General features: G+C 59.4%; 12 protein-coding genes. 7 read left to right on the top strand and 5 right to left on the bottom strand.

Annotated elements, in window-relative coordinates:
- Positions 1–76 precede the first annotated feature (76 nt).
- The 3 genes from ACZ9BB_RS11930 to ACZ9BB_RS11940 all read left to right on the top strand — a co-directional run bounded on the left by ACZ9BB_RS11930 (position 77) and on the right by ACZ9BB_RS11940 (position 2,320).
- On the top strand, positions 77–1,198 hold the full coding sequence (locus ACZ9BB_RS11930; protein ID WP_476213954.1) for a cytochrome P450: 1,122 nt from the start codon (positions 77–79) through the stop codon (positions 1,196–1,198).
- 344 nt (positions 1,199–1,542) lie between these two features.
- Entirely contained in the window at positions 1,543–1,827 is a 285-nt protein-coding gene (locus ACZ9BB_RS11935; protein WP_476213955.1) for a DUF6124 family protein, read from the top strand.
- Positions 1,828–1,984: 157 nt separating this feature from the next.
- The gene (locus ACZ9BB_RS11940; RefSeq protein WP_476213956.1) at positions 1,985–2,320 is read left to right on the top strand and encodes a hypothetical protein; all 336 of its coding nucleotides are present in this window, start codon (positions 1,985–1,987) and stop codon (positions 2,318–2,320) included.
- A gap of 193 nt (positions 2,321–2,513) precedes the next feature.
- Here the strand turns inward: ACZ9BB_RS11940 and ACZ9BB_RS11945 are convergent, their stop codons facing one another.
- On the bottom strand, positions 2,514–2,852 hold the full coding sequence (locus ACZ9BB_RS11945) for an FKBP-type peptidyl-prolyl cis-trans isomerase (RefSeq protein ID WP_018929733.1): 339 nt from the start codon (positions 2,850–2,852) through the stop codon (positions 2,514–2,516).
- 96 nt (positions 2,853–2,948) lie between these two features.
- Positions 2,949–3,413: a hypothetical protein gene (locus ACZ9BB_RS11950; RefSeq protein WP_476213957.1), complete on the bottom strand. Its 465-nt coding sequence runs from the start codon at positions 3,411–3,413 to the stop codon at positions 2,949–2,951.
- A 380-nt stretch (positions 3,414–3,793) separates the two neighbouring features.
- Here ACZ9BB_RS11950 and tcuC point away from each other — a divergent pair, with 380 nt between their 5' ends.
- Both tcuC and ACZ9BB_RS11960 read left to right on the top strand, forming a co-directional pair.
- Positions 3,794–5,086 (top strand): tricarballylate/proton symporter TcuC, encoded by a 1,293-nt coding sequence (gene tcuC, locus ACZ9BB_RS11955; protein WP_476213958.1) that lies wholly within the window; start codon positions 3,794–3,796, stop codon positions 5,084–5,086.
- A gap of 32 nt (positions 5,087–5,118) precedes the next feature.
- The gene (locus ACZ9BB_RS11960; protein ID WP_476213959.1) at positions 5,119–5,895 is read left to right on the top strand and encodes a substrate-binding domain-containing protein; all 777 of its coding nucleotides are present in this window, start codon (positions 5,119–5,121) and stop codon (positions 5,893–5,895) included.
- Here the strand turns inward: ACZ9BB_RS11960 and ACZ9BB_RS11965 are convergent.
- A complete protein-coding gene (locus ACZ9BB_RS11965; protein ID WP_007940114.1) occupies positions 5,885–6,799 on the bottom strand; it encodes a LysR family transcriptional regulator in 915 nt (304 codons plus the stop codon). The two genes, ACZ9BB_RS11960 and ACZ9BB_RS11965, sit on opposite strands and share 11 nt — an antisense overlap.
- Positions 6,800–6,994: 195 nt before the next feature.
- On the opposite strand from ACZ9BB_RS11965, the gene ACZ9BB_RS11970 reads away from it, so the two are divergent.
- Positions 6,995–8,803, top strand: a complete 1,809-nt coding sequence (locus tag ACZ9BB_RS11970) for a monovalent cation:proton antiporter-2 (CPA2) family protein (RefSeq protein ID WP_476218281.1) — start codon at positions 6,995–6,997, stop codon at positions 8,801–8,803.
- Between the two features lie 88 nt (positions 8,804–8,891).
- The gene (locus ACZ9BB_RS11975; protein WP_476213960.1) at positions 8,892–9,986 is read left to right on the top strand and encodes a DNA alkylation repair protein; all 1,095 of its coding nucleotides are present in this window, start codon (positions 8,892–8,894) and stop codon (positions 9,984–9,986) included.
- Between the two features lie 199 nt (positions 9,987–10,185).
- On the opposite strand, the gene ACZ9BB_RS11980 is transcribed toward ACZ9BB_RS11975, so the two are convergent.
- Both ACZ9BB_RS11980 and ACZ9BB_RS11985 read right to left on the bottom strand, forming a co-directional pair.
- On the bottom strand, positions 10,186–10,545 hold the full coding sequence (locus ACZ9BB_RS11980) for a DUF6124 family protein (RefSeq protein WP_476213961.1): 360 nt from the start codon (positions 10,543–10,545) through the stop codon (positions 10,186–10,188).
- Between the two features lie 668 nt (positions 10,546–11,213).
- Positions 11,214–12,110: a LysR family transcriptional regulator gene (locus tag ACZ9BB_RS11985; protein WP_476213962.1), complete on the bottom strand. Its 897-nt coding sequence runs from the start codon at positions 12,108–12,110 to the stop codon at positions 11,214–11,216.
- Between the last annotated feature and the right edge of the window lie 50 nt (positions 12,111–12,160).

Here is a 12,160-nt window from a genome sequence, read left to right on the forward strand (position 1 = left end):
GCTCCCGGACGAATCAAGGCCCTTTCGGACTGGAGATAGTAGCAACACTTTTCAACCACCGATAAGGCTGCGACCCATGGACCCGATCATCGCTGCGACTCACGCCGATCCCTACCTCTACTACGCACAACTGCGCGCCGAGGGTGGGTTGGTTTTTCATCAGGGACTGAAACTGTGGGTGGCCAGCAGCGCCCGAGCCGTTGCCGCCGTGCTGGCGCATCCGGACTGTCATGTGCGGCCGTCCCATGAGCCGGTGCCCCAGGCGATTGCTCAAGGCATGGCCGGCAAGGTGTTCGGTCCGTTGATGCGGATGAATGAGGGTGAGCGGCAGCGTTGCCCGAGGGCGGCGATTGAGCCGGGGTTGGCGTTGATTGATGTGAATGAAGTCAACTCGCTGGTCAGCGCTCGGTTGATTCCCCCTGGAGCCGAAGGGTTATACATGGCGATGTTTCGCGGGCCGGTCTGCGTGGTGGCAGCGTTGCTGGGTTTTTTTCCGGCTCAGGGCCGGGCTATCAGCGAGCTGACCGCAGACTTTGTCGCCTGCCTATCGCCCCTCAGCAATCAGGTACAACTGGACGCCGCCCATGGCGCGACGGAACAGCTGAAGGGCTATTTCATCGAGCTTCTGGACGACCCGAACAATCGAAGCGCCCTGCTCGCCGGTATCCGGCAGCGTTTCGCGGCGACATCGACCGACCCGGAAACCTTGATCGCCAACCTGATCGGCCTGTTCTCCCAGACCTACGAAGCCACCGCCGGACTGATCGGCAATGCGCTACTGGCGTTGAATCGCAACCCGCAGCTCGATTTGACTCAGATTGACGAGCTGATCGCCGAAGTGCAGCGCTTCGATCCTTCGGTGCAAAACACCCGCCGCTTCGTCGCAGCGCCCTGCGAAATCGACGGCGTGAGCCTGAACACCGGCGACGTCATTCTGGTGCTGTTGGCCTCGGCCAATCGCGATCCGCAGCTCAACGACAACCCCGATACGTTCCTGCTCGAGCGCCCAAACCGCCGCAGTTTCACCTTCGGCGCCGGCCGTCATCAATGCCCGGGGCAGATGCTGGCCTTAAGCATTGCCAGCGCGACGCTGACTGAGATCCTGGCGATGAAACCTGCTTTGGACCGGTTGACCTGGCACTACCGCCCTTCCCTTAACGGGCGCATTCCTTTGTTCACTGATCTGCCGAACGCCTGACAAACAACGCATCATTTCCGACCTGCGCAACAGGCTACAGCGCCTTGCGTCATTGCCTACAACTACGCCAGAATCCGCCGGCTTGTGCGCCTTGGGGCCCGTCGGTAACTTGATTCCCGTCACTGAATGGTCAGTGATCGGGTTTAGTCGCTCGGTAGTTCCCAAAGCAGCACGCACTCCGTTCAGTCAGGTATTACCATGCCTGCGCTCAATGGCAGCTGTGCGCAGGGCACCTTCGGGTGCGCCGGTAAAGCTTTGGTACCCGGTCGACTAACCTGCCTGCAGCTGCCACCCCCTTCGTTTAGTCGCGAGAAGGTTGCAGCATCAATAAAGGTACCTAAGCAATGTTCAAACACACTCCAAATCCCCCTGATTCAGAAGCCGAATCGGTTTCACCCAAGACCCCACGCAAACCCAGCACAATGTTCGTCGTCGCCCCCGACATCGATACCGAGAGCCTGCTGGCTAATGCTTGCGAATCACTGGCCTCGGCCAGCGTCATGATCAGTGATTTCGCAACCCTTCTGGAAGGCCCACATCGCAACACAGTGCTGGGGATTCAGCAGGTCATCATGCTCGGCGAACTGGCCGTGAACCGGGCACTGGATAACATCGATCCGCAGCAATAGCCAATGGTCTGTGGCGAGGGAGCTTGCTCCCGCTCGGGTGCGCAGCAGCCGCAAAACTGACGAGCGGAGATTACCTGACACACCGCATTCACGGGTTTCAGGGCCGCTGCGCAGCCCAACGGGAGCAAGCTCCCTCGCCACAGAGTGGAGTAAAAATGTGAGCTTTATCTACCAAGATCCAACAATGAGCCACGAAGAAGCGACGAGACTTCTAACTAGCAACGTAGAAACCAGCATTGTCGCCGCACTGGTTTCTATCGGTCTGAATGAACAAGACAAGACCTGGGCTCAGAACACCTGCCTGAAGCACCTCGAGAGTGAGTCTGAATCGGTTGCCGCAGCTGCCGTCACCGCGCTCGGTCACATAGCCCGCAGACAGGGTGGTCTGGACTTGGGTGCTGTACTCCCCGCTCTTGAAAAGGTGAAGGAAAAATTCCCCTCACTGGAAGGGACTGTGGCGGACACCCTTGATGATATTGAGGTATTCACCTGACTCACCGTCTCGTAAAAGAACCTTTTTCCGCGAGCCGAACACTGAACTGTGGCGAGGGGGCTTGCCCCCGTTCGGCTGCGCAGCAGTCGTAAAATCGGCGCATGCAGTCATGCCTGAAGAACTGCGATACCCGGACTGGGGTCGCTGCGCAACCCAACGGGGGCAAGCCCCCTCGCCACAGCTCACACAACCATCAATCATCCCGCGTCAGCACTTCCAGCAATTCAATCTCGAAAATCAGATTCGAATTCGGCGTAATCGCCCCCATCGACCGCTCGCCATAGGCCAGGTGCGCCGGCACCAGCAGCTTGCGCTTACCGCCGACCTGCATGCCCATGATTCCCTGGTCCCAGCCCTTGATCACCCGCCCCGTGCCAATCACGCACTGGAAAGGTTTGCCCCGGCTGTAGGAGGAATCGAATTCGGTACCGTCTTCCAGCCAACCTCGATATTGGGTGGTGATCAGCGCGCCTTTGACGGCGGCTTTGCCGTCGCCCACTTCAAGGTCGATTACCTGCAATTCATCATTCATGACATTCACTCTATCTGTGCGCGTGCCCGAACGGGCTTGATGGGCGCCGTTTTCCCAGAAACGTGGGCTATTGGCAAGCCGGGTCGACTAACCCGTTCACTCCTTGCGGTGGCCAAAAGGAATGCCGTTAAAGGTGTGCGTGCAACAAGAGCAGTAAGGGGTCATGTACTCAGCCGTCAGTTCAGGATTGACGATCTGCAAACAGCCTTGATCATCGATATACAAACCGCTGAAATAGCTCGACTCCCCCAGCCGCACCTGCTCCTGCCTGTCCTTTTCATGCAGGGCAACCATCCAGAACACAGGCTCAGGTCGATCCAGGCGAGCCACCGCCTCGCTGAAAACCTCATCCCATTGCCGACCGACGCGGGACAGCAGGAACCGGAACAATGGTGTGTAATCGAACCCGTGCCGACGAGTTCCATGCATCGAACCGCGTGACGACTCATTGTGGATTTCGGCTTTGGTATGGCGCTGATACCGGTACTCACCCGAGTATTCATTCAACCGAACTCCCCAGGTACGAGTGTTGATCTTGCGGTAGAGGGGTTTCTTTTCCAACACGTAGCTCCTGACATCCAGTCACTCAAACACCCTATGCGTTTTACTCGAACGGTGGACAATATCAATCCGTCCGCCGTGGCTGATTGTTTCAGACGGCTTGAAGTGGCACTGATATCGCGGACCTGGCGATGTATGAGGCCAAGCGCAGCGGGAATAATCAGTATCGGTTGGGGAGCATCAGCCCGATACGCGTTCACAGCGAATAGCCTTGGGTAAACGCCAAGTCTCTGGGTCGGCCACATTGATCCGCTCCATGCATCAATACATACCAACTATGCAATTAACATATCGATGCCCCTGCTCCACTATCCACCCCAATAAGAACCGTGCACCGCGTCCAGGCAGTGCACGTCATAAAAGCGGTGGAGTACACGTCAATGACAGCATCAATCCATTCCGGTCGCTCCCGGGCCAGTGCGATTTTCCGGGTGACCTCGGGCAACTTCCTCGAACAATTCGATTTCTTCCTTTTCGGCTTCTATGCCACGCAGATCGCTGCCGTGTTTTTCCCGGCCAGCAGCGAGTTCGCGTCCCTGATGATGACGTTTGCGGTGTTCGGCGCCGGCTTCCTGATGCGTCCGTTGGGCGCCGTGATACTGGGCGCCTACATCGATGATGTGGGGCGCCGCAAGGGGCTGATCGTCACCCTGTCGATCATGGCCAGCGGTACGATTCTGATTGTGCTGGTGCCCGGATACGAAACCATCGGGCTGTTCGCCCCGGCCATCGTGCTGATCGGCCGATTGTTGCAAGGCTTCTCGGCCGGTGCGGAACTGGGCGGTGTATCGGTATACCTCGCGGAGATCGCCACGCCCGGCAACAAAGGTTTCTTCACCAGTTGGCAATCAGCGAGCCAGCAAGTGGCGATCATCGTCGCGGCGGCTTTGGGTTATGGCCTGAACCAATGGATGGCGCCCACGATGATTGCCGATTGGGGCTGGCGGATTCCGTTTTTCGTCGGTTGCATGATCGTGCCGTTCATCTTCTTCCTGCGCCGTAACCTGGAAGAAACCGAAGAGTTCGCCGCCCGCAAACATCGGCCAGGCATGGGCGATGTGTTCCGTACCCTGGCGCAGAACTGGGGCATCGTGTTCGCCGGAATGATGATGGTCGCCCTGACCACGACCGCGTTCTACCTGATCACCGTGTACGCGCCGACCTTCGGTAAAACCGTGCTGCACCTGAGCACCTCCGATGCGCTGCTGGTGACCTTGTTGGTGGGCGTTTCGAATTTTTTCTGGCTGCCGATTGGTGGCGCGCTGTCGGATCGCATCGGTCGTCGCCCGGTACTGATCGCCATGGCGCTGCTGACGTTGGCCACGGCCTACCCAGCGCTGACCTATTTGGTACACGCACCGAGTTTCATCAACATGCTGCTGGTGCTGCTGTGGCTGTCGTTCATTTATGGCCTGTACAACGGCGCGATGATCGCCGCGCTGACGGAAATCATGCCGGTCGAGGTTCGGGTCGCAGGTTTCTCTCTGGCTTATAGCCTGGCGACGGCGGTGTTCGGCGGTTTCACACCAGCCATATCGACCTTCCTGATCCAGTACACCGGCGATAAGGCTGCGCCCGGTTACTGGATGAGTTTCGCCGCGCTCTGTGCGCTGTGCGCGACGCTGTTTCTCTATCGCCGTGCCTCTGGCCGCCTGCAATCGGCTGTGTCGTGAACCACCCAACCTCTAACTGCGAGAGCTATTTGATGAAAAGGTTTTTCAACTTCACCGCCCTGGCCCTGGTGGCCAGTCTCGGTCTGAGTTCGATCGCCCAGGCTGAAGAAATCCGTGTGATGACGTCCGGTGGCTTCACAGCAGCCTACAAAATCCTCGGTCCGAAATTCGCCGAGTCTAGCGGCAACACCCTCGACACCGCCCTCGGGCCATCCATGGGAAAAGCCCCAGAAGCGATTCCCAATCGTCTGGCCCGTGGTGAAAAAGCCGACGTGGTCATCATGGTCGGCTATGCCCTCGACGACCTGATCAAGCAAGGCAAAATCGATCCCGCTTCACGGGTCGAACTGGCGGATTCGCGGATCGGCCTGGTGGTGCGTGAGGGTGCGCCGAAGCCGGACATCAGCTCGGTGGAAGGCCTGAAAAAAGCCTTGCTCGACGCCAAGTCAGTCGCTTACTCCGACAGTGCCAGCGGCGTGTATATCGAGGATCAACTGTTCAAGCGTCTGGGCATCGAAAACCAGCTCAAACCCAAATCGAAGATGATCCCGAAAATCCCGGTGGGCTCGGTGGTTGCCACCGGCGATTATCAACTGGGCTTCCAGCAGGTCAGCGAATTGCTACCGGTGCCCGGGGTGAGTTTTGTGGCGAAAATTCCAGAATCGGTGCAATCAGTCACTCGTTTCGCCGCTGGTATTCCGGTCGATGCGCAACACCCGGCCGAGGCCAAGGCGTTGCTTGAGTACCTGGCCTCCACCGCAGCCCAGCCGGACGTAAAAGCCACAGGGCTGGATTCGGTCAGCCGCTGACCGAGGGTTGCTGGACTTTCATTTCCACCACCAGGCGCTCCAACGCCAATGCCGCCGGGGTTAACGTACGGCCCCGGCGCTTGATCAAACCAACACTGCGCATTACCTGTGGATCGGTCAGCGGTACCCGCGTCAGGATCGGGTGATCCGCCGCCGGCATCGCCATCAACGGCACGGCAGCCACGCCCAACCCAGCCTCCACCAGACCGATCATGGTCGTCACATGACGGGTTTCGCAGATGCTCGGCCGTTGCGGCACCACGCCAGTCAGCGCTTGATCCAGCAAAAAGCGATTACCCGAAGTCTTATCCAGTGAGATGTAATCCTGCTGATAAAACTCATCCCACGTCACGCTGCTGCGTCCCGCCAAGGGGTGATCTCGTCTGCACGCCACCACATAACCTTCTTGCACCAATGGCTCGAAATCGACTTCGGCCTCCAGGGTGCCCATGAAGCTCAGGCCGAAGTCCGCTTCACCGTTGACCACGGCGCTCAATACCTCGTGAGCGCTGGAATCGAGCACCTTGACCTTGATCCGCGGAAATTGCCGGTGGTAGTGGGCGATCACGCGCGGCATGAAGTAGTACGCCGCCGACGGCACACAGGCGACGGTGACATGCCCGAGCCGGGTCGAGGCGACTTCGCTGATGCCCAATAGCGCCACGTCCAGGTCATCCAGCAGGCGCTCGACGCTGGGCATGAAACCACGCCCGGCCTGAGTCAGGCTGACCCGACGAGTGGTGCGCTCGAACAATTTCACGCCCAGAGCGTCTTCGAGCTTTTCGATCCGCCGGCTGAGGGCCGGTTGGGAGATGCGTACGGTGTCCGCGGCCTTGCGAAAGCTGCCCTGCTCCACCACAGCGCGAAAGGCTTGCAGATCGTTAAGGTCGAAGTTGATGGCCATGGTACGCACTCGGGAACGAACAGATTGATCAGCTTATCCTATGAATGTCACTAATTGATGCTAAATGTAACGACATCTTGGGTGCTTTCTCGCGATACCGGTGTGTCGGCCCAAACGTTTTCGTTCATGGCTGACGCATCCGGCTCCAGCCTTTATCCTTATCGCCCCCGCCGTATCGAGTTTTTGGAGTTTCGCATGCCCCACGAAGGCAACCTGTTACAAGCCGCTGTCGTCTTTTTATTCGCGGCGGTACTCACCGTCCCCTTGGCCAAGCGCCTGCAACTGGGGGCGGTACTCGGCTATCTGTTTGCCGGGGTGATCATCGGGCCGTCGGTGCTGGGCCTGATCGGCAATCCGCAAAGCGTCAGCCATATTTCCGAACTCGGGGTGGTGTTGCTGCTGTTCATCATCGGCCTTGAGCTGTCGCCGCGACGTTTGTGGGTGATGCGCAAATCGGTGTTCGGCGTGGGCCTGGCGCAGGTGCTGCTGACCGGTTCGGTGATTGGTGTGTTGGCGTTGTTTGTGTTCGGCCAATCGCTGAATAGCGCGATCGTGTTGGGCCTGGGCCTGGCGTTGTCGTCCACAGCGTTTGGCTTGCAAAGCCTGGCCGAGCGCAAGGAACTGACCAGCCCCCATGGACGACTGGCGTTCGCGATTTTACTGTTCCAGGACATCGCCGCGATCCCGCTGATCGCGATGGTGCCGCTGCTGGCCGGTGGCGATCACACCACCAGCGCCGCCGAAGATTTGAACCATGGTTTACGGGTGTTGGGCAGCATCGCGGTGGTGGTGATTGGCGGACGGTACTTGCTGCGCCCGGTGTTCCGGGTGGTGGCCAAAACCGGTCTGCCGGAGGTGTCCACCGCCACCGCGTTGCTGGTGGTGATCGGCACGGCGTGGCTGATGGACCTGGTCGGCGTGTCCATGGCACTCGGCGCGTTCCTCGCCGGTTTGCTGCTGGCGGATTCTGAATACCGCCACGAACTGGAAGCGCAGATCGAGCCGTTCAAGGGCCTGCTGCTGGGGCTGTTTTTCATCAGCGTCGGTATGGGCGCCAACTTGAGTCTGCTGCTGAGCTCGCCGGTCGTGGTGCTGGGTCTGACCCTGTTGCTGATCGCTATCAAGTTGCCGCTGCTGTTCGTTGTCGGTCGACTGGCTGGAGGTTTGGGCAAGGTCAGTGCGATTCGCCTCGGCATCGTGCTGGCGGCTGGTGGCGAGTTCGCATTTGTGGTGTTCAAGATCGGTCGTGATCAGGGGCTGTTCGAGCCACGCCTGTACGATTTGCTGGTGCTGACGATTACCTTGTCCATGGCCGTGACACCGCTGTTGTTGCTGTTGTGCGCCCGACTGGTCAGCCCCAAGGTTCAGCCCGTGGAGGTGCCACAGAAGTTCCGCGAAATCGACGCCGACACGCCCCGTGTCGTCATCGCCGGCATGGGCCGTATGGGGCAGATCGTGGCGCGGATTCTGCGGGCGCAGAACATCAAGTTCATTGCCCTCGACACCTCGGTGGAAACCATCGAACTGTCCCGCAGCTTCGGCGGTGTGCCGGTGTTCTACGGCGACCCGATGCGCCCGGAAATCCTCAGTGCGGCCAAGGTCGAGCAAGCGGAGTTCTTCGTCATCGCCACCGATGATCCAGACACCAACATCAAGACGGCCGAGGTGGTGCACAAGCTTTATCCGCACATCAAAATCATCGCCCGTGCCCGTAACCGTCAGCATGTGCACCGCTTGGTGGATGTCGGGGCGCAGGCGGTGCGGGAAACTTATTACTCCAGCCTGGAAATGACCCGGCGCACCCTCGTTGGCCTTGGGCTGACCCAAGCCCAGGCGGATGCGCGGATCAAGCGCTTTACCCATCACGACGAACAGGTGCTGGAGGCGCAGCACGCGGTGTATGACGATGCGGCCAAGGTGATGCAGACGGCGCAGGAAGCGCGGGCGGAACTGGCGAAGTTGTTTGAGTCGGATCAGCTGGAAGAGGAAGCGGGTAAGGTTTGAGGTGACTGTGAGGGCCTCATCGCGGGCTTGCCCGCGATGAACGATAACGCAGTGCATTGGATAAATAACAACAACCAAGGAATCCACAATGGCTGCTGACTCCCCCGCCCTGAAGGAAATCTTCAACGCCGAGCGCCTTGCACACATCGCCACCGAAATGACGGCCGTCTATCCCGGGTTCGATGCCAAGGCCTTCCTGAAGTTGGCCAAAACCGGTCTGGCGGACCTCTCGGTCATGCAACGCATGGCCCGCGTCAGCGAATGCCTGCACGCAGTGTTGCCGCTCGGTTATGAAGAATCCCTCGACGTCCTGCGCGCCCTCGCCCCGCGTCTGAACAGCTCCTTCGTCAGTATGTTTTTGCCGCACTATGTCGCGACCTACGGCGCTCACACGTTCGATCTGTCGATGGACGCGCTCAAATACTTCACAACCTTCGGCTCATCAGAATTCGCGATCCGGCACTTCCTGCGCAGCGATATCGAGCGCGCGTTGGCGCGGATGCACGACTGGTCACTGGATGACAACGAACATGTCCGGCGCCTGGCCAGCGAAGGCAGCCGGCCGCGCCTGCCATGGTCGTTTCGGCTGGAACAAATCCAGGCCGACCCGACACTGGCGGCCGCGATCCTCGACAATCTCAAGGCCGACGACAGCCTGTACGTGCGCAAATCCGTGGCCAACCACCTCAACGACATCACCAAGGACCATCCCGAGTGGGTGCTGGACCTGATCGAAGGCTGGTCGCTGGACAACAAACACACGGCGTGGATCGCCAGACATGCCCTGCGCAGTTTGATCAAACAGGGCAACCCACGGGCGCTGGCGATCATCGGCGCGGGCGGCAAGCCTGATGTTGAAATCATTGACGTGAAGGTTGAACCGGCGGTGATTCGCCTGGGCGAAAAAATCACCCTGTCCTTCGCGGTGAAATCCATGGTTGCGGACAGTCAGCGACTGGTGATCGACTACGCCATCGATTATGTAAAAGCCAACGGCAGCACCTCGGCGAAGGTATTCAAGCTCAAAGCCCTGACGCTGCCCGGCAAGGCTACCGAGTCCATTGCGCGTAGTCAGCACATCAAAGAACTCACCACCCGAAAGCATTACCTTGGCCTGCACGCCGTGCACATTCTGGTCAACGGCGAACGTCTGGCCACGACCGCATTTGAAATTCTCGCGTGAAGTGAAATACGGTCCCCGTAGGAGCTGACGAAGCCTGCGATCTTTTAGGCAAAGGCTTATTAAGGCGCCGATCAAGGGCAAAAGGCCGCTGAACAATCTGTGGCGAGGGAGCTTGCTCCCGCTGGGGTGCGCAGCGGCCCCAAAAAAGGATCACTGCACAACACTGCGTCAGTCACTCTCTCACCACAACAGCCCACACCTATTCTGGCGTATTAACGTGATCCAGAACCCGGTTCGCAGTGATCTCCGCCACCATGATGCTGTTTGAAATACCCAGCAGGGCGTAGCGCGACTCACCCTCCAGATGATCCACCAACTGGTGCACCATCACATCGACCGAGGCCAGCGTCTCGACCAAAAAAACCGCCAGGGTTTCGGCTGTGGCCTCTGGGGCCACGGCAAACAGCTTGCTGGGTTTACGGGCGGTGGCCTTGATGTCGGCATTCGACGGAAAGTGGAAGTTCAGAGCCCGCTCGGCGGCCTCGTTGAGCTTCTTTGAATCGGGTTCGTACGGGGAGACCGGATCGGCGTCCGGCGGATTGGGCGTAACCTTGAACATAAGCTGGCTTCTCTGATTGGGTGCCACCCTCCTGCTGCTAAACGAGAGGGAGGCAGCTGTACGCAGGTTAGCAGACCGGGGAAGCTAGCAAAGCCGGCGCGCCCGAAGGCGCCCTGCGCACAACTACCATCAAGTGCAGGCATGGGAATGCCTGACTGACAAGAGCTTGTGCAGCTTGCTTATAACCCCGGGCTGCTAAACCCGATCACTGATGGGCAGTGACGGGAATCAAGTTACCGAGCGGGTCCAAGGCGCACAAGCCGGCGGATTCTGTCTTACGTGTAGGGGGTGGCGCAAGGCGTCGTAGCCTTTGGATGGTAACGGCAAGCTTCATTTAAACAATCGCGATTTTTCTTGTTTAAAACGTGCCCCGTAGGAGCGTAATGCTGTTCACTTAAGCGCGACTCTTCAGTCATGCCTACCTTTGTGGCGAGCGAGCTTGCTCCGGGCGGCGTTCCGACGCTGGGCTGCGTAGCGGCCCCAAAATCTGAACAATCGCCGATTTTTGTGAGTGCTACGCACTCAAGCGGGAGCAAGCTCCCTCGCCACACGTTTCTCACTGACTCAAGATTCCATTACCCGAGCGAGGCTTGCCCGCGAAGAACGATAACGCGGTGTGCCAGACCTGACGCCTTCGCGGGCAAGTCGGATCGCCGCACCGCTCGCTCCTACAGGGGAATGGAGCCTTGCAGCAGATCCTGCTCACGCTCACACAACCCCACCACGTAATCCCACAACACCCGCAGCCGCACCGATTTGTGCAGCTCGCGCCGCGTGCTGATCCAATAACTGCGCTGGATGCTTTCGTCCGGCAGCAGCGGCACCAGTTGGGGATCGGCGCTGGCCATGTAGCACGGCAGCACGGCGATCCCCAGGCCCGAGCGTGCGGCCTGTTGTTGGGCGATGACGCTGGTGCTGTGAAACACCACTTGGGGGTTGCGGCAGAAGCTGTTGAGGAACATCAGTTCCTGGCTGAACAGCAAATCGTCGACGTAGCCGATCCACGCATGGCGGCCGAGGTCTTCGCGGCTGCGCAGGGGTGGCGAGCGGTCCAGATAGGCCTGGCTGGCATAGAGCGCCAGGCGATAGTCGGTGAGTTTGCGGGTGACCAGCATGTCGGCAGCCGGGCGTTCGAGGTGGATGCTGATTTCCGCTTCACGGTTGAGGATGCTGACGAAGCGCGGCACCGCCACAAGTTCCACTTCCAGCCCCGGATAGCGTTCGAACAGCCCGTTCATGCGGCTGGCGAGGAACATGATGCCCAGCCCCTCGGTCACCCCGACGCGGATCTTGCCCAGCGGCGCGGTGGATTGGGTGATTTCTTCCTGAGCCAGCAGCGCGACGTTTTCCATGGCCTCGGCGTGCTTGAGCAGCGCTTCGCCGGCCGGGGTCAGTTCGTAGCCCTGGGCATGCTGGACGAACAGCGCGGTGCCGAGGCTTTTTTCGATGGCCTCGATGTGCCGGGCCACGGTGGCGTGGGTGGTATTCAAACGGCGCGCGGCGGTCAGCAAGCGGCCGCTGCGCTGCAATTCGAGAAAAAACCGCAGGTCATTCCAGTCGAACATGAACCATCCTTGAGGCGATGCCGATAACGACGCTGTTTAAAAACGCACAG

It is taken from the genome of Pseudomonas sp. TE3552, assembly GCF_056278945.1.

Coding starts and splice junctions, on each gene's coding strand:
- ACZ9BB_RS11985 (WP_476213962.1), bottom strand. CDS start 12,110: ATGTTCGACTGGAATGACCTGCGGTTTTTTCTCGAATTGCAGCGCAGC.
- ACZ9BB_RS11945 (WP_018929733.1), bottom strand. CDS start 2,852: ATGAATGATGAATTGCAGGTAATCGACCTTGAAGTGGGCGACGGCAAA.
- ACZ9BB_RS11980 (WP_476213961.1), bottom strand. CDS start 10,545: ATGTTCAAGGTTACGCCCAATCCGCCGGACGCCGATCCGGTCTCCCCG.
- ACZ9BB_RS11975 (WP_476213960.1), top strand. CDS start 8,892: ATGGCTGCTGACTCCCCCGCCCTGAAGGAAATCTTCAACGCCGAGCGC.
- tcuC (WP_476213958.1), top strand. CDS start 3,794: ATGACAGCATCAATCCATTCCGGTCGCTCCCGGGCCAGTGCGATTTTC.
- ACZ9BB_RS11930 (WP_476213954.1), top strand. CDS start 77: ATGGACCCGATCATCGCTGCGACTCACGCCGATCCCTACCTCTACTAC.
- ACZ9BB_RS11935 (WP_476213955.1), top strand. CDS start 1,543: ATGTTCAAACACACTCCAAATCCCCCTGATTCAGAAGCCGAATCGGTT.
- ACZ9BB_RS11970 (WP_476218281.1), top strand. CDS start 6,995: ATGCCCCACGAAGGCAACCTGTTACAAGCCGCTGTCGTCTTTTTATTC.
- ACZ9BB_RS11960 (WP_476213959.1), top strand. CDS start 5,119: ATGAAAAGGTTTTTCAACTTCACCGCCCTGGCCCTGGTGGCCAGTCTC.
- ACZ9BB_RS11965 (WP_007940114.1), bottom strand. CDS start 6,799: ATGGCCATCAACTTCGACCTTAACGATCTGCAAGCCTTTCGCGCTGTG.